Below are 17,909 nucleotides of genomic sequence, written 5' to 3' on the forward strand. Positions count from 1 at the left end.
CTTGCGCGGCGGACGGCGGCCGATCGGGCCGGCCGCCGTCCGGTGGGCCAGTATCGGGCATCGGCCGGGGACGGGCCAGCGCCGCGGCCGCGACATGGTGGCCACCGCCCGCCGGCCGCGGACGGCGGCGTCGCGTCAGGCGGAGCGGCGGGCGTCCTCGCCGTTCAGGTCGAGGAAGCCGCCGGACTGGCGCTGCCAGAGCCGGGCGTACAGGCCGTTGCGGGCGACCAGCTCGCGGTGGCTGCCCTCCTCGACGATGTGGCCGCGGTCCATCACCACCAGGCGGTCCATGGCGGCGATGGTGGACAGGCGGTGGGCGATGGCGATCACCGTCTTGCCCCGCATCAGCGTGGCGAGCTGCCCCTGGATCGCCGCCTCCACCTCCGAATCGAGCGCCGAGGTCGCCTCGTCGAGGATCAGGATGGGGGCGTTCTTGAGGATCACCCGGGCGATGGCGATGCGCTGGCGCTGGCCGCCCGACAGCTTGACCCCGCGCTCGCCCACCAGCACCTCGTAGCCGCTGCGCCCCTGGCGGTCGTGCAGGGCGCCGATGAAGCCGGCCGCCTCGGCCAGCTCGGCCGCGCGCGCCATCTCCTCGTCGCTGGCGTGGGGCCGGCCGTAGCGGATGTTGTCGGCGATCGAGCGGTGCAGCAGCGCGGTGTCCTGGGTGACCATGCCGATGTGGGCGCGCAGGCTGGTCTGGGTCACCCCGGCGATGTCCTGGCCGTCGATCAGGATGCGCCCGCCCTCCAGGTCGTAGAAGCGCAGCAGCAGGTTGACCAGGGTCGACTTGCCGGCCCCCGAGCGGCCGACCAGCCCGACCTTCTCGCCGGGCCGGATGTCGAGGCTGAGGTCGTCGATGACGCCGCCGGCCTTGCCGTAGTGGAAGCGCACGTGCTCGAAGCGGATGGCGCCGCGCTCGACCGTCAGGTCCCGGGCGCCGGAGGCGTCGGTGACGGCGTGGGGGCGGGCGATGGTCTCCATGCCGTTCTGCACCGTGCCGACGTTCTCGAACAGCGCGGTGACGGTGCGCAGGATCCAGTTGGACATCTGCGTCAGCCGCACGATCAGGCCGGTCGCCATGGCGATGGCGCCGGTGCTGACGCTGCCGGCCAGCCACAGATGGACGGTCAGGGCCACCGTGACCACCAGCAGCACGCCGTTGATGGCGGTCAGGGTCACCGTCATGTCGAAGATGGCGCGGGTCAGGCTGCGGTAGGCGGCGAGGTGGCGGGTGAGGCCGCTGTGGACGAAGGCGTCCTCCCGCTCGGCGTGGGCGAACAGCTTGACCGAGAGGATGTTGGTGTAGCTGTCGACGACGCGGCCGGACAGCGCCGAGGTGGACTCCGAGAGGGCCGCCGACTTGACCCGCACCGGCGGCACCATGCCGGCGATGACGGCGGCGTACGCCACCACCCAGGCCAGCACCGGCAGCAGCAGGCGCCAGTCGAGCGCGCCCAGCAGGGTCAGCGTGCCGGCGAGGAAGGTGACGAGGAACCACACCCCGTCGATGACGTTGACGACGGATTCGCGCACCGCCGGGCCGGTCTGCATGACCTTCTGCGCCACCCGCCCGGCGAAGTCGTTCTGGAAGAAGGACAGGCTCTGGCGCAGCACCCAGCGGTAGTTGCGCCAGCGGATCTCGTCGGTCAGCGCCGGCACCACGGCGAGGTTGATGAGGCCGCGCGAGGCGACGACCAGGAGCGGCCGGACGATCAGCGCGAACACCGCCATGCCGGCCAGCGCCCAGCCGTACGTGTCGAGGAACGCCTCGCGGCCGGTCGTGGACATCCAGTCCACCAGCGCGCCGAGGAACGCGTACAGCGCCAGCTCCGACAGGGAGGCGAGGCCGGCCACCAGCAGGGTGACGATCAGCAGGCCGCGGATCGGCCGCAGGAAATGGTGATAGAAGGCCGCCGTGCCGGCGGGCGGCTGGACCACCGCCGACGGGGCCAGGGCCTGGAAGAGGCGTTCGAAGAAGGCGTGCATGGACCGCACCGGTGACGGGAAGGGGCGCCGAGGGAGGGCGCCCCCCGTCAACACGCCGGGCGGCGGGAGGGTCCCGCCCCCTACTGGTAGGACATGGTGCCGGGCAGCCACAGGGCAATGGAGGGCACCGCCAGCACCAGTCCCAGCCCGAGCAGCAGCAGCACCACGTACGGCACGACGCCGCGCACCACCTCCTCCAGGGGAGCGCGGGTGATGGCCTTGATGGTGAACAGGTTCATGCCCACCGGCGGGGTGATCAGCGCCAGCTCCAGGTTGATCACCAGCAGGATGCCGTACCAGATGGGGTGGATGCCGAGATGGGCGAGCACCGGCAGCACCACCGGCGTGGTGATGAGGATGATCGAGATGGTCTCCAGGAACATGCCGAGCACGAAGATCAGCGCCATCATCGCCACCAGGAACTCGATCGGCCCGAAGCCGAGGCCGGTCACCAGGGTCACGATCTCCTGCGGGATGCGCATCTTGGTCAGCACGTGGCCGAACACGCCGGCCGCCGCCAGGATCATGAACAGCATGGACGAGGTGCGCGCGGCGTCCACCGCCGATTCCCAGAGGTCGCGCAGGCCGAAGTTCCGGTAGGCGAGGACGGCGACCAGCAGCGCCGCCAGCGCGCCGACGCCGGCCGCCTCGGTGGCGGTGAAGATGCCGACGTACATGCCGCCCAGCACCAGCACCGGCAGCATCAGCGCCCACACCGAGCGGCGCAGGGCCTGCCCCACCTCGGCGAGCGACGGCGCCGGCAGCCGCCGCACCCGGCCGGAGCGGCCGGCCGTCACCATGCACCAGACGGCGAAGACGGCGGCGAACAGCAGGCCCGGCACCACGCCGGCCATGAACAGGCCGCCGATCGAGGTGTCGGAGATGACGCCGTAGAGCACCAGCGGGCCGGACGGCGGGATCAGGATGCCGAGCGTGCCGCCGGCCGCCACCGCGCCGTAGGCGGCGCGCGGCTCGTAGCCGTAGCGGATCATCTGCGGGATCGCCACCGAGCCGACGGTCAGCGCCGTCGCCACGCTGGAGCCGGAGATGGCGGCGAAGATGGTGCAGGCCGACACCGTCGCCACGCCGAGGCCGCCCGGCAGGTGGCGGGTCAGGGTGTGGGCGGCGCCGTAGAGGTCGTCCACCACCTTGCCGCGGATCATGATGTGGGCCATCAGGGTGAACAGCGGGATGGCCACCAGCAGGTAGCGGTTGAGCTCGCCGAAGACGATCTCCGCCAGGGCGCCGAGGTCGCCCTGGGTGACCAGCAGGAGGCCGGTGGCGAACAGGCCGAGGCCGGTGAAGATGGGCAGGCCGGTGAACAGCAGCGCCACCACGCCGACGAGGATCAGCAGGAAGGTCATGGCGTGGGCGCCCCGTCGCCGGCGTCCGGCGCCGCCGGGAGATCGACCGGCGGCCGGCCGACCGCCATGCGGGCGAGGCCGGCGACCGCCGCCAGCATCAGCAGGGCGCCGCCGACCGGCACCAGGGCCTGGGGCAGGTGCATCGGCATCTCCAGGTAGCCGGTCGAGACGATCCCCAGCATCTCGGTGAAGGCCATGGTCTTCCAGCCCTCGTAGACCAGCACCGCGCCGGCCGCCAGCACCGACAGCATGCCGAACGCCGCCGTGGCGCGCCGCCCCCGCGGCCCCAGCCGTTCGGTCAGCACGTCGACGGCGATGTGCTCGCCGCGGCGCAGGGCGTCGGCGGCGGCCAGCATGACGACGCCGACCAGCAGGTAGCCGATCAGCTCGTCGGTCCACGGCACCGGCGCGTTGAGGAGGTAGCGCATCGCCACCGCCCAGATCACCAGCCCCAGACAGGCCAGCAGGCCGAGGGCGGCCAGCACCATGCCGACGCGGCTCACCACGGCGGCGAGCCCGTCGACGACGGCGACCAGCCGCTCGGCGGACGAGGAGGAGTGGGGCATGGGGGCTCCGGCAGAGGTGGTCGCATCGGCCCCCCACCCAAACCCTCCCCCACTGACGCGGGGGAGGGCTTCTCTCCTCCCCCCGCGCGAGTGGGGGGAGGTCGGGAGGGGGGTCCGCTGGAACGACGCCGACTTACAGCTTGTCGACCAGCTCGATGATCTTGCCGGCGTCGTCGGAGGCCTTCTTGAAGGCCTCCATCACCGGCGGCTGCATGACCGATTCCAGGGCCTTGGCCTCCGCCGGGCTGTGCACGTGCACCTGCATGCCCTTGGCCTTGAGCTCGGCCACCGCCTCGTCGGCGGTCTGCTCGGTCAGCGGGATGGCGTCGCGCTCGGCCTTGACGGCCGCCTTCTCGATGGCGCCGCGGACGTCCGGGGTCAGGCCGTTCCACCACGCGGGGTTGACGTACATGTGGAAGTAGACGCTGAAGAACGGCGTCACCGTCGCGTACTTCTGCACCTCGTAGTACTTGCGGCTGTAGGCGGCGGAGATGTCGGTGAGCCCGGCGTCGATCACCCCGGTCTGCAGCGCCTGGTAGACCTCCGACCCCGGCATGGCGGCGGGGGCGGCGCCGACGGCGGTCAGCGCGTTGTCCACCAGCTTGTTGAGGCCGCGGATCTTGACGCCCTCGAAGTCCTCCGCCTTGATCAGCGGCTTGGTGCTGGAGGTGAAGGCGGACTGCCGGGTGGTGTAGAACCAGGCGATGTTCTTGACCCCCTTCTCCTCCATCTTCGCCTCGAGGAACTTCGCGGCCGCGGAGCCGGGGAAGGCCTCGATGCGCTTCAGGTCGGTGAAGTAGTAGGGGATGGTGAGGACGTTCATCTCGGGGATGGTGTTGCCCCACTGGAAGTTCACCGCCAGCGCCGCCTCGACCTGGCCGCGGGCCACCGCCGGGTGGTTCTGCTCCGGCTTGTAGGCCTGGGAGGCGCCGAAGATCTGCACGTCGACGGCGTTGTTGGTGCTCTGCTCGACGGCCGCGGCGAACTGCTCCACCAGCTTGGCGATGTGGTGCGCCGGCGGGAGCTGGTGGCTGATGCGCATGACCACCGGGTCGGCGGCCCAGGCAGCCCCGGCGAGGCCGAGGACGGCGGTGGCCGCGACGCCGGCGGCGACGATGTTCTTCATGGGTCTCTCTCCCTCCCTTGTGCGATGTCTCACCGGTCCGCGCAGCGCGCCCGGGCGAAGTCGGCGTAGTCCTGCTCCCGCCGGCGCTGCTCGGGCAGGCCGATGAAGCGGTTGAAGGTCTCGAAATCGACCATGCCGTCGCGCACGGCGGCGGTGGTGCCGCTCGCCGCCAGCTCGCGCATCAGCCGGGTGACGGCGTGGGTGACGGCGTAGGTGGTGGCGACGGGATGGACGGAGACGGCGTAGCCGATCTCCTGCAGCTCGGCCGGCGTCAGCGACGGGGTCAGGCCGCCCTCGATGTTGTTGGCCATGCCCGGCGCCGGGATCTCGCGGCAGATCCGGCGCATCTGCTCGACGTCGCGCGGCGCCTCGACGAACACCATGTCGGCGCCGACCTCGCGGTAGAGCCGGCCGCGGGCGATGGCGTCGTCGATGCCGTTCACCGCCAGCGCGTCGGTGCGCGCCATGATCACCAGGTCGGGGTCCTGGCGGGCGTCGAGCGCCGCCTTCAGCTTGGCGACGAACTCCTCGGGCGGCACCACCGCCTTGCCCGCCATGTGGCCGCAGCGCTTGGGGAACACCTGGTCCTCGATGAACAGGCCGGCGACGCCGGCCCGCTCGTAGGCGCGGATGGTGCGGGCGACGTTGGTGGCGTTGCCGAAGCCGGTGTCGCCGTCGACGAACAACGGCACCGCCACAGCGTCGCAGATGCGGGCGTAGTGGTCGGCCAGCTCCATCAGGCCGAGCTGCGAGGTGTCGGGAGCGCCCAGCAGCGCCGCCGTCGCCGCGTAGCCGCCGCAGGTGATGGCGGCGAACCCGGCCGCCTCGGCGATGCGGGCGGTCAGCGCGTCCTGGATGCCCGGCAGCACCAGGATCTCGGGCGCCTCGACGAGCCGGCGGAAGCGGGTGGTGCGTTTCATGGACCGGACAGCTCCTGGTTCGATGGGACCAGGGCGGATCCGGCCGGCGCGCACCGGTCGACGGCGGCCGGTGCCGGCCGGCGCCTGGCACCGGGCGTCCCCCCTGGCGACGCCGTACGGCGGCGTCTGTTGGGCGAACGGTATAACACCCCCGCGAACGAACACAACATCGGCTTACCAGCCATGACGGCAGGGCCCGGCCGATCGGCCGGGGGCTCGGCCAAACGGCCGGGCCGGCTTGATCCTGGCCGTACGCGGCACGACTCTGTGGGGCCGGAACCGGGACGCCATCACGGGAGACCGCGCATCATGCCCTTCAGCCCACGATCCGCCACGGCCGCCGCCCTGCTGGCGCTGCTCGCCCACGCCCCGGCCGCCTGCGCCGACCCGCGGACCCTCGACACCCAGGCCGGGCCGGTGCTGGTGGAGACCGTCGCCAAGGGGCTGGAGCATCCCTGGGGCATGGCCTTCCTCCCCGACGGGCGCATGCTGGTGACCGAGCGGCCGGGACGGCTGCGCGTGGTCACCCCGCAAGGGGTGGTGTCGTCGCCCGTCGCCGGCGTGCCCAAGGTGTACGCGCGCAGCCAGGGCGGCCTGCTCGACGTCGCCCTGGACCCCGCCTTCGCCGAGAACCGGCTGGTCTACCTGTCCTACGCCGAGCCGGGCGAGGCCGGCACCGCCGGCACCGCGGTGGCGCGCGGCCGCTTCACCGGTGCGGCGCTGGAGGACGTCGCGGTGATCTTCCGCCAGGAGCCCAAGGTGCAGGGCGGCAACCATTTCGGCTCCCGCCTCGTCTTCGCACCGGACGGGCGCCTGTTCGTCACCCTGGGCGAGCGCGCGAAGTTCGATCCGGCGCAGGACCTGTCGAACACGCTGGGCGCCATCGTCCGCATCGAGCCGGACGGCTCGGTGCCCGCCGACAACCCCTTCGTCGGCCGCGCCGGTGCGCGCCCGGAGATCTGGTCCTACGGCCACCGCAACGTCCAGGGCGCGGCGATCAACCCGGCGACGGGGGCGCTCTGGGAGGTCGAGCACGGGCCGCGCGGCGGCGACGAGCTGAACGTCGCCGAGGCCGGCAAGAACTACGGCTGGCCGCTGGTGAGCTGGGGCGACCACTACAGCGGCAAGGACATCCCCGACCCGCCGACCCGGCCGGACCTGACCGACGCCCTCACCCACTGGACGCCGGTGATCGCCGCCTCGGGCCTCGCCTTCTACACCGGCGAGCGCTTTCCCGAGTGGAAGGGCGACGCCCTGGTCGGCGGGCTCTCGCAGGTCATCGTGCGGGTGGACACGGACGGCCCGTCCGTCGGCGAGGTCGAGCGCCTCGAGATGGACGCGCGCATCCGCGACGTGGCGACAGGCCCGGACGGCCGGGTGTACGCGCTGACCGACGAGGAGGACGGCGCCGTGCTGCGGCTCAGCCCGGCCGAGGACTCAAGCGCGCAGCGGTGAGCGGCCGGCGCGCCGCCGCCGGGAACAGCGCGACGACCTCCTCGACGGCGCCGGCCGGCTCCTCCACGGCGCCGGGGCGGCGCCGCACCCCGGCCCGGTGCCCTTTCCCACCGTCTTCCACATTTGGCCGCCGCGAACGGGACGGTGCGGGCCCGCCGGGAGGCTGCAAAACGGGCGCGCTGCCCAGCGATTGGGCAGGCGGCGGCACACCGTCCGGGACGCACGGGCAGCCGCGCCGGGCGGCGGGGCGAAACCGTCTTACCCCCGACGGATGGCCCGCTTGTTGCTTGGCTCCCGTCCGGACCGGTGCCCGCTGGGGGCACGGGCGGCGGGCGGTGGCGCACGGGAGTGCTGCGATGGCGTTGACCCTTCCCGACCTGTTGTGGGTCGCCACCGCGACCGGGCTCGTGCTGATCATGCAGGCGGGGTTCCTGTGCCTGGAGACCGGGCTGACCCGCTCGAAGAACTCGATCAACGTGGCGATGAAGAACGTGGTCGACTTCGTCGTCTCGCTGCTGGCCTTCTGGGCGGTCGGCTACGGGGTGATGTTCGGCGCCTCCCACGCCGGCTGGATCGGCACCACCGGCTACTTCCTGGACGCGGAGACCGCCGGCGATTCCCTCTTCTTCCTGTTCCAGGCCATGTTCTGCGCCACCGCGGTGACCATCGTCTCGGGCGCCGTGGCCGAGCGCATGACCTTCTCCGGCTACATCGTCGTCTCGCTGCTGGTGGCCGGGGTGATCTACCCGACCTTCGGCCACCTCGTGTGGAACGGGCTGGACGGGCCGGCGCTGCGCGGGCTGCTCGGCGCCGCCGGCTACGTCGACTGGGCGGGGTCGAGCGCCGTCCACCAGCTCGGCGGCTGGGTGGCGCTGGCGCTGCTGCTGGTGGTGGGGCCGCGCCTCGGCCGCTTCGACCCGGCGACCGGCCGGCCGCGCCCGGTCGCCATGTCGAACCTGCCGCTGGCCGCCCTCGGCGTGCTGCTGCTGTGCTTCGGCTGGATCGGCTTCAACGGCGGCACCACGCTCCACCTCGACCACCGCATCGGTCGCATCATCGCCAACACCTGCCTCGCCGCCGCCAGCGGCGGCGTCGCGGCGATGCTGCTGGGCTGGGCGCTGGCCCGGCGGGCCGAGGTGACGGCGCTGCTCAACGGCCTGCTGGCCGGGCTGGTGGCGATCACCGCCAACTGCCACGCCGTGTCCTTCGGCTCGGCCCTGGTGATCGGCGCCATCGCCGGGGTCATCGGCATCTGCATGGAGCGCGGCCTGCTGCTCCTGCGCATCGACGACGCCGTCGGCGCCGTGCCGGTGCACCTGGGCGCCGGCATCTGGGGCATCCTGGCGGTGGCCCTGTTCGGCAAGCCGGAGCTGCTGGGCACCGGCCTCGACACGCGCCAGCAGCTGCTGGTGCAGGCGGAGGGGCTGCTGGTCTGCTTCGTCGTCGCCTTCGTCGTGCCCTACCTGGTGTTCCGCCTGCTGGCACGGGTGATGCGGCTGCGCGTGCTGCCCGAGCACGAGGAGATCGGCCTCAACGTCTCCGAGCACGGCGCCAAGACGGAGATGCACGACCTCTACGAGGTGCTGCAGGAGCAGGCGCGCACCGGCGACCTGTCGCTGCGCGTCCCCGTCGACCCCTTCACCGACGCCGGCCAGATCGCCGCCCGCTACAACCACGTGATGGACCGCCTGGAGGAGGCGGTGGCCAAGACCGAGGCCATCGTGCGCACCGCCAACGACGCCATCGTCATCTTCTCCGCCTCCGGCCGGGTGCTGTTCCACAACGCGTTGGCCGAGCGGATGTTCGGCCGCAGCGCCGAGATCTTCCCCTTCCTCGGCGCCGCCGACCTGGCCGAGGGGCTGGACGAGGAGGCGGCGGGCGAGCACACCCTGTTCGAGACCTCCGGCCGCCACGCCGACGGCCACCGCTTCCCGGTCGAGGTCACCAGCGCCGGCGCCAACACCCAGTTCGGCCGGCTGCGCATCCTCACCTTCCGCGACATCGCCGAGCGCAAGCACGCCGAGGCGGAGCTGCGCGAGAGCGAGGCCCGCTTCAAGACGGTGTTCAACGAGGCCGCCTTCGGCATGCTGATGCTGGCCGAGAACGGCGTCGTCCTCGACGCCAACGCCACCTTCCTGCGGATGCTCGCCCACGGCGGGACGGCCGGCGGCGGGGCGATCCGGCGGCGGCCGGTGGTCGGCACGATCGTCGACGTCGTCCACGCCGACGACCTCGGCGCCGCGCGGCGCGCCGTCGCCGAGGTGGCCGCCGGGCGCGCCGTCAAGGGATCGGTGGAGGCGCGGCTCATCTGCGCCGACGGCCACATCATCTGGGTGCGCCTGTCGCTGACCCACGCGCGGCTGGCCGGCCACCCCGCCCCGGTGGCGCTGGCGGTGGCCGAGGACATCACGGCGGCGCGGCGCGACGCCCGCGCGCTCAGCCTGGCGGCCTCGGTCTTCGCCAACACCCGCGAGGCCATCGCCATCTTCGACGCCCACGGCGCCATCGAGACGGTCAACGCCGCCTTCCGCCAGGTGCTGGGCTACAGCGAGCGCGAGGCGCGCGGCCTGTCGCTGTCCCATCTCGGCAGCGCCCGCTACACCCGCGAGGAGTACGAGGCGATCCTCGCGGCGGTGCGCTCGGGCGGGTCGTGGCAGGGCGAGCTGCTGATCCGCTGCAAGGACGAGGCGCTGCTGCCGATGTGGGTGTCGATCTCCGCCGTGCGCGACCCGGCCGGCGACGTCACCCACCGCGTCGCCCTGTTCACCGACCTGAGCGAGCGCAAGCAGCAGGAGGAGGCGATCTGGCGCCACGCCAACTTCGACGCCGTCACCGGCCTGCCCAACCGCCGCCTGTTCCTCGACCGCCTGGCCCAGGCCATCGAGCAGGCGCGGCGCACCGGCCGCCAGGTCGGCCTGCTGTTCCTCGACCTCGACCGCTTCAAGGCGGTCAACGACACGCTCGGCCACAAGGCCGGGGACGAGCTGCTGGTCCAGGTCGCCGGCGCGGTGCGCGCCTGCGTGCGCAGCTCCGACACGGTGGCGCGGCTGGGCGGCGACGAGTTCACGGTGCTGCTCACCAACCTCGGCGACGCCGCCACCCTCGACCTGGTGGCCCGCAAGATCGTCGCCGCCGTCGCCCAGCCGGTGGTGCTGGACGGCGGCGAGGTGCAGGTGTCGACGTCGGTCGGCGCGGCACTGTTTCCCGGGCACGCGGAGGACGCCGACGACCTCCTGCGCAAGGCCGACGCCGCCCTTTACCAGGCCAAGGCGCAGGGTCGCAACGTCCACCAGCTGTTCACCGAGGAGCTGAACCGGCGTACCCGCCAGCGCCTCGACTTCGAGACCCGCTTCGCGCGCGCTCTGGCGCAGGGCGAGCTGTTCATGGTCTACCAGCCCCAGGTGGACCTGCACAGCCGCGCCGTCTACGGGCTGGAGGCGCTGGTGCGCTGGCGCTCGCCCGAGCACGGGCTGGTCGGCCCCGACGTCTTCGTCGGCCTGGCCGAGGAGCTGGGGCTGGCGATCAAGCTGGGCAACCACGTCATCGGCCTGGTGTGCGCCGACCTGGTGCGCCTGCGCGCGCGCGGGCAGGGCCATTTGCGGGTGTCGATCAACGTCTCGGTCAAGCAGCTCGCCGAGGGCGCCGGGCTGGAGGAGACGCTGGCCGCCGCCTGCCGCGAGCACGGGGTCGATCCGGCGATGCTGACGGTGGAGCTGACGGAGAACAGCCTGCTCGCCTCGGAGGCCGCCGCGGTGCCGCTGCTGGAGCGGCTGAACGCCCGGGGCATCGCCGTGGCGCTCGACGATTTCGGCAAGGGCTATTCGTCGCTGTCGCGGCTCAAGCGGCTGCCGGTGCAGGAGATCAAGATCGACCGCGAGTTCGTCGAGGCGCTGCCCGACGACGAGGACGACCGGGTGCTGGTGGCCGCCATGGTCGCCATGGCCCGCAGCATGGAGATCGACGTCGTCGCCGAGGGCGTGGAGACCGAGCCGCAGGCGGAGTGCCTGGCCTCCCTGGGCTGCGCCAAGGCGCAAGGCTATCTGCTGGGGCGGCCCATGCCGCTCGACGACGTCGTCGCCTTCCTGTCGACCGCCCCCTCCGCCCCCCTGCCGGCGCCGGGCGGCCGCCGCACCGCCCTGCCGGTCCCCGCCCAGCCCGGCGAGGACTGACACCGTCGCGCGGAACGGCTGACACACCCGCTGCCCCCACCCTCCCCACGGCTCCGCCGCGGGTCCCCTCCCTCCCCCGCTTCGCAGGGGAGGGCCTGACTCCCTCCCCTGCGAAGCGGGGGAGGGTCGGGGTGGGGGCACTCGTGTGTCAGGGTTTCGGCTCGGGGGTATGACACGTACGGCCCGGCTGCCGGGTCCGCGCGCCGCCGGAAACAATCCGTTTGCAAGGGCGTTTAAGGATGCTCATGCTTCCATCGGACGGAAGCGCCGATGGAAAGTGTACGCCTGTGTCGGAAAGGAACACCCCGAACGCCGGGCCGGGAGCCGCCGCGGCGCCGTCGGACGGCGGCCTGGATCTCACGGCCTGCGACCGGGAACCGATCCACGTCCCCGGCTCAATCCAGCCCCACGGCCTGCTGCTGGTCGCCGAGCGGGCGACGCGGCGGATCGTCGGCGGGGCCGGCGCCCTCGAGGAACGGCTGGCGGCGCCCTGGCTGCACCGCACGCTGGACGAGCTGCTGGGGCCCGGCCTCGCCGACGCGGCGTGCCGGCGGTCGGGAGGCGGCCCCGCCTACGTCGGCCAGGTCCAGGGAGCGGCGGAACGCTTCGACGCGGTCGCCAGCGCTGCGGACGACCGCATCCTCGTCGAGCTGGAGCCGGCCGCCGCCTCGTCGGCCACCGCCGCCGAGGTGCTGGCCGACATCGACGAGGTCGGCGCCGCCTTCGAGCGGGCGGCCGACCTGGCCGACCTGTGCGCTCGCGCCGCCACCGCCTTCCGGCGGCTGACCGGGTTCGACCGCGTCATGATCTACCGCTTCCACGAGGACGGCGCCGGCGAGGTCGTCGCCGAGGACGCCGACGCCGGCGTGCCGTCCTTCCTCAACCATCATTTCCCGGCCTCGGACATCCCCAGGCAGGCGCGCGGCCTGTACGTCCGCAACCGCGTGCGCGTCATTCCCGACGTCGCGTACGCGCCGGCCCCGCTGCGGCCGGCCGCGGCCGGGCTGGCCGACCTCGACCTCAGCGACGTCGCCCTGCGCAGCGTCTCGCCCGTCCACCTCCAATATCTCAAGAACATGGGCGTGGCCGCCTCGGCCTCGGTGTCGATCGTCACCGACGGCGTGCTGTGGGGGCTGGTCGCCTGCCATCACTGGACGGCGAAGCCGCTGCCGCACGCCGCCCGGGCGCTCTGCCGCACATTGGCCGGCGGCTTCGCGCGGCAGATCCGTGCCAAGGAGGACGCCCGCCTGCACCGCGAGCGGGTGCGGGTGCGGGCGGCGGAGGACGAGGTGGTCGGCCATCTGGCGGTCACCGCCGACCTGCGCCGCTTCCTCGACGAGGCGAGCGACCGGCTGCGGCTGATGCTCGACGGCGACGGCTTCGCCGCCCTGCACGGCGCCGACCTGCACCTCGGCGGCCGCCATCCCGAGCCCGAGCGGCTCCGCGCGATCGCCGCCTGGATCGCCGCCCAGGCGCCGGCGCCGGTCTTCAGCACCAGCGCCCTGCCGGAGGCCTTCCCGCCGGCCCGGGACGACCAGGCGCTGGCGAGCGGGGTGCTGGCCGTCGCCGTTCCCGCCGAGGTGCCGATCCTCTTCCTATGGTTCCGCGCCGAACGGGTCGAGGTGGTCAACTGGGCCGGCAACCCGCACAAGCCGGCCGCCGTCGGCCCGGCCGGGCAGCTGACGCCGCGCGGATCGTTCGCGGCGTGGAGCGAGACGGTGCGCGGCCGCTCGCGGCCATGGACGCTGGTGGAGCTCGAGGCGGCGCGCCGGCTCGCCCGGGTCTTCCTGGAGGCCCGGCAGAACCAGCGCATCCGCGAGCTCAACCGCCAGCTCGCCGCCACCAACACGACGAACGAGCACCTCCTGCGCCAGAAGGAGTGCCTGATCGGCGAGGTGAACCATCGCGTCAAGAACAGCCTGCAGATGGTCTCGGCCTTCCTCGGCATGCAGGCGAAGGGGTCGGGCGACGCCGCGGTGGTGCGCGAGCTGGGCGAGGCGCAGAGCCGCATCGCCGCCATCGCCCTGGTGCACCGGCGGCTCTACGTGGACGAGAACGTCGAGATCATCGATCTCGCGCGCTACCTCGAGGAGATCTGCGCCGACATGCGCTCGTCGCTGGGCGAGGAGTGGCGGTCGGCGTTCAGCCTCGACCTCAGCCCGGTCCTCATCGCCACCAACCTGGCGGCCAACGTCGGGCTGATCCTGACCGAGCTGATCATCAACGCGACCAAGTACGCCTACGGCGGCCGGCCGGGGCCGGTCCGCATCCGCCTCGAACAGCACCACGACCGCTTCCGCCTCACCGTCGCCGACGCCGGTACGGGCAAGGCCGGCGGCAAGGAGGGGTTCGGCACGCGCATGCTGCGCACCCTGGTGCGCCACATCCGCGGCACCTTGGAGGAGCACGACGACGCCCCCGGCCTGCGCACCGTCGTTACCGCGCCGGTGGCCTGAGCGATCCGCGGCAGCGGCCGCGGCGGCGCGGGTGTACACTGCGCGACGGAGTCCGGAGCGAGGGGGCGGCGGATGGATCGGGACGAGGTGCGGCGCGTGCGCGTGCGGGTGCGCGGGCAGGTGCAGGGGGTGGGCTTCCGCCCCCACGTGCACGCCCTCGCCCGGCGCTTCGCCCTCGCCGGCTGGGTGCTGAACGACGCCCAGGGCGTCCTGCTGGAGGTCCAGGGGACCGACGTCGCCGGCTTCCTCGCGGCGCTGCGCGGCGAGGCGCCGCCGCTGGCGCGCATCGACTCCGTGGAAAGCGAGGCGGTGCCGACGCTGCCCGGCGAGGCCGGCTTCGCCATCCGCCACAGCGCCGGGGGCGGCGCCGTGGCGACCGGCGTGGCGCCCGACGCCGCGGTCTGCCCCGCCTGCCTGGCGGAGCTGTTCGATCCGGCCGACCGCCGCTACCGCTACGCCTTCCTCAACTGCACCCATTGCGGGCCGCGCTACACCATCACGCGGCGACTGCCCTACGACCGGCCGCAGACCTCGATGGCCGGCTTCCCGCTGTGCCCGGCGTGCGCCGCCGAATACGCCGACCCGGCCGACCGCCGCTTCCACGCCCAGCCGACCGCCTGCCCGGCCTGCGGCCCCCGCCTGTCGCACCCGCCCGAGGCGATCCTCGCCCACCTCGCCGCCGGCCGCATCGTCGCCGTCAAGGGGCTGGGCGGCTTCCATCTCGCCTGCGACGCGACGCGCGCCGACGCGGTGGCGCGGCTGCGCCGGGTCAAGCAGCGCAACGGCAAGCCCTTCGCGCTGATGGTCGCCAACGCCGCCTCGGCGGCCCGGTACGTCCATCTCGACACGGGCGAGCGGGCGCTGCTGGAGAGCACGCCGCGTCCGATCGTCCTGCTGCGCCGGCGCGCCGACGCGCCGGCGCTCGCCCCCGACATCGCCCCGGACCTCGCCTGGCTCGGCGTGATGCTGCCCTACACGCCGCTGCACTACCTGCTGTTCCACGAGGCCGCCGGCCGGCCCGACGGCACGGCGTGGCTGGACGGGGCGCAGGACCTCACCCTGGTGATGACGTCCGCCAACCCCGGCGGCGAGCCGCTGGCCATCGCCAACGACGAGGCGCGCCGGCGGCTCGCCGGCATCGCCGACGTCGTCGTCGACCACGACCGCGACATCCTGGTCCGCGCCGACGATTCCGTGGTCCGCCGGCTGGCCGGGGCGCCGGCCTTCCTGCGCCGCGGCCGCGGCTTCGTGCCCGAGCCGATCCGGCTGCCCCGGCCGGTGCCGCCGCTGCTGGCGGTGGGCGCCCACCTCAAGGCCGCGGTCTGCGTCACCCGCGGCGCCGAGGCCTTCCTGTCCCAGCACATCGGCGACCTCGACAACGCCGCCACCGTGGGCTTCCTGGAGGAGACGGTGGAGCACCTGCTGCACGTCCTCGGCGTCGCCCCGGCGGCGGTGGCCCATGACCGCCACCCGGACTTCCAGTCCACCCGCTTCGCCGAACGGTTCGCCGCCGAGCGCGGCATCCCCGCCGTGCCGGTGCTGCACCACCACGCCCACGTCGCCGCGGTGCTGGCCGAGCACGGCGTGGAGGGGCCGGCGCTGGGGCTGGCGCTGGACGGCTACGGGCTGGGGACGGACGGCGAGTCCTGGGGCGGCGAATTGCTGCTGGTGGACGGCGCCGCGGTGCAGCGGGTCGGCCATCTGGCGCGCCTCGCCCAGCCCGGCGGCGACGTGGCGGCGCGCCAGCCCTGGCGCATGGCGGCGGCGGCGCTGGCGCGGATGGGACGGGCGGCGGAGATCGCCCCGCGCTTCGCCGCCCTCGGCCCGGCCGAGGGGGTGCGGCGGATGATCGAGGCCGGGATCAACGCGCCGCCGACCAGCTCCTGCGGGCGCTGGTTCGACGCCGCCTGCGGCCTGCTCGGCGTGCGGGCGGTCGCCGGCTACGAGGGCGAGGCGCCGATGGCGCTGGAGTCCCTGGTGCGGCGGCCGCGGGTGGCGGCCGGGGCGTGGCGCATCGCCGGCGGCGAGCTCGACCTGACGCCGCTGCTGGAGCGCCTGCTGTCGGTGGAGGACGCCGCCGCGGGGGCCGAGCTGTTCCACGGCACCCTGGCGGCGGCCCTGGTGGACTGGGCGGTGCCGGCGCTGCGCGAACGCGGCCTGCGGCGGCTGGCGCTGTCCGGCGGCTGCCTGATGAACGGCGTCCTGGCGGAGGCGCTGACGGCGGGCTTCGCGGCGGCCGGGGTCGAGGCGCTGCTGCCGCGCAAGGCGCCGGCCAACGACGGGGGCCTCGGCCTGGGACAAGCGTGGGTCGCAGCGGCGGCGACGGCACCGGCTTAAGGATGCGTACAGGATTTCTTGGTGTCGTGCCCCCTTCGCAAAGGTTCCAGCGGAACGGAACGATGATCGGCAAGCCCAAGACCCTGAAGCCCCTCCTCGGCATCGGCCTGATCGGCCTGTGCGCCGCGCCGATCCTCGCCGTCGGCCTCTACGCCAGCGCCGGCGTCGGCGACTACGCCCGCGGCGACGCCGAGGAGACCCTGCTGGACATGAGCGCGCAGATCGCCAGCAAGCTCGATCTCGGCATGCACGAACGCTGGCGCGACATGGCGCTGGCGGCGACCATGCTGGCCACCGGGGGCGGTGCCGGCGAGCTGCGCGGCGATCTCGAGGCGGTGCAGCGCCAGTCCCCCGTCTACGCCTGGATCGGCGTCGCCGACACCGCGGGGCGGGTGAGCGCCAGCACCGGCGGGCTGCTCGAGGGCGCCGACGTCTCCGGCCGACCGTGGTTCCGCGCCGGCATGCAGGGCCCCTTCGCCGGCGACGTCCACGAGGCGGTGCTGCTCGCCAAGGCGCTGCCGGCGCCACAGGACGGCGAGCCCCTGCGCTTCGTCGACATCGCCATGCCGCTGGTGCGGGCGGACGGGGTGCCGCTCGGCGTGCTCGGCGCCCATCTCAGCTGGTCGTGGGTCGACGAGGTCAGCCGCTCGGTGCTCGCCTGGGACGGCGGCCGGCAGGACGGGGCCGAGGCCCTGGTGGTGAGCCGCGAGGGGACCGTCCTGATGGGGCCGTCCGAGCTGCGCGGGCGCACGCTCGACCTGCCCAGCGTGCGGGCCGGCCAGCAGGGCGTGGCGCAGGGATCGCTCGACGTCTGGCCGGACGGGCGGCGGTACTACAGCGCGGCGGCGCCGACCCGCGGCGAGGGCGACTACCGCGGCGTGGGCTGGATCGTGCTGGTGCGCGACCACGCCGAGACGGCGCTGGCCGCGGCGACGTCCATCCAGCGGCGGATCCTGGCGGTGACCGCCGTGGCGGCGCTGCTGGCCTGCGCCGTGGGTTGGACGTTGGCCGGGCGCATCGCCCGCCCCGTGGCGACCCTGGCCGAGCGGGCCCGGCGCCTCGCCGACGGCGATCTCACCGTCACGGTCCCGCCGACCCGGGCCTTCGCCGAAGCGGTGACCCTGGCGAGCAGCCTGACCCGCCTCGCCGACGCGCTGGCCGGCCGCCGGCACCCGTAGGGGGGCATGGCGCCGAGCGTCAGACAGACAATGGCACGCACGAACGCTTTGAGAACCTCGGTGTGCCGAAACTCGACAGCGGCGAATGGGGGAAGGGTCGATCATTGCAGCGCCACAAGGGTCGGCCTCCCGCACGCTTCCGAGATTTGAACGATCCGGAAACCCGCATGATCAAGATCACCGTCTGATCTCCACCCTTCGCAAATCTGATACGGAAATCATACACAGCAACGCAACCGTAATTGCCAACCCCCATCCGACAAGAAGAGCCCGCTCACGCCACGACATCGTTGATATTATTTGTATTTACATATATCCTGCCAAGAATGTGGATAGCTACTCATAATGG

Annotated in this window: 10 protein-coding genes; 5 read left to right on the forward strand and 5 right to left on the reverse strand. The window is 73.3% G+C overall.

Translation table 11 applies throughout. The features are described 5' to 3' along the window. Positions 1-135: 135 nt before the first annotated feature. The 5 genes from ACSBPG_RS09155 to ACSBPG_RS09175 all read right to left on the reverse strand — a co-directional run bounded on the left by ACSBPG_RS09155 (position 136) and on the right by ACSBPG_RS09175 (position 5,965). Positions 136-1,989, reverse strand: coding sequence for an ABC transporter ATP-binding protein (locus ACSBPG_RS09155; RefSeq protein ID WP_435536839.1), 1,854 nt, complete (start codon positions 1,987-1,989; stop codon positions 136-138). A gap of 80 nt (positions 1,990-2,069) precedes the next feature. Beyond that, positions 2,070-3,353 carry a TRAP transporter large permease gene (locus ACSBPG_RS09160; RefSeq protein ID WP_435536840.1) on the reverse strand — a complete coding sequence of 428 codons (1,284 nt, stop codon included), beginning with the start codon at positions 3,351-3,353 and terminating at the stop codon, positions 2,070-2,072. Then, positions 3,350-3,919: a TRAP transporter small permease gene (locus ACSBPG_RS09165; protein ID WP_435536841.1), complete on the reverse strand. Its 570-nt coding sequence runs from the start codon at positions 3,917-3,919 to the stop codon at positions 3,350-3,352. Before ACSBPG_RS09165 ends, ACSBPG_RS09160 begins: the two co-directional genes overlap by 4 nt. Positions 3,920-4,052: 133 nt before the next feature. Then, a complete protein-coding gene (gene dctP / locus ACSBPG_RS09170) occupies positions 4,053-5,045 on the reverse strand; it encodes a TRAP transporter substrate-binding protein DctP (protein WP_435536842.1) in 993 nt (330 codons plus the stop codon). A gap of 29 nt (positions 5,046-5,074) precedes the next feature. Further along, positions 5,075-5,965, reverse strand: coding sequence for an isocitrate lyase/PEP mutase family protein (locus ACSBPG_RS09175; protein ID WP_435536843.1), 891 nt, complete (start codon positions 5,963-5,965; stop codon positions 5,075-5,077). A gap of 309 nt (positions 5,966-6,274) precedes the next feature. On the opposite strand from ACSBPG_RS09175, the gene ACSBPG_RS09180 reads away from it, so the two are divergent. The 5 genes from ACSBPG_RS09180 to ACSBPG_RS09200 all read left to right on the forward strand — a co-directional run bounded on the left by ACSBPG_RS09180 (position 6,275) and on the right by ACSBPG_RS09200 (position 17,560). Then, the gene (locus ACSBPG_RS09180) at positions 6,275-7,420 is read left to right on the forward strand and encodes a PQQ-dependent sugar dehydrogenase (protein ID WP_435536844.1); all 1,146 of its coding nucleotides are present in this window, start codon (positions 6,275-6,277) and stop codon (positions 7,418-7,420) included. Positions 7,421-7,776: 356 nt separating this feature from the next. Continuing rightward, positions 7,777-11,589 (forward strand): ammonium transporter, encoded by a 3,813-nt coding sequence (gene amt, locus ACSBPG_RS09185; protein WP_435536845.1) that lies wholly within the window; start codon positions 7,777-7,779, stop codon positions 11,587-11,589. A 287-nt stretch (positions 11,590-11,876) separates the two neighbouring features. After that, positions 11,877-14,045: a histidine kinase dimerization/phosphoacceptor domain -containing protein gene (locus ACSBPG_RS09190; RefSeq protein ID WP_435536846.1), complete on the forward strand. Its 2,169-nt coding sequence runs from the start codon at positions 11,877-11,879 to the stop codon at positions 14,043-14,045. Positions 14,046-14,117: 72 nt separating this feature from the next. After that, complete coding sequence (hypF, locus tag ACSBPG_RS09195) at positions 14,118-16,382, forward strand: carbamoyltransferase HypF (protein WP_435536847.1); 2,265 nt, start codon at positions 14,118-14,120, stop codon at positions 16,380-16,382. Positions 16,383-16,444: 62 nt separating this feature from the next. Beyond that, complete coding sequence (locus ACSBPG_RS09200) at positions 16,445-17,560, forward strand: HAMP domain-containing protein (protein ID WP_435536848.1); 1,116 nt, start codon at positions 16,445-16,447, stop codon at positions 17,558-17,560. Positions 17,561-17,909: the final 349 nt, after the last annotated feature.

Source organism: Azospirillum sp. ST 5-10 (assembly GCF_051225715.1).
Classification (GTDB): domain Bacteria; phylum Pseudomonadota; class Alphaproteobacteria; order Azospirillales; family Azospirillaceae; genus Azospirillum.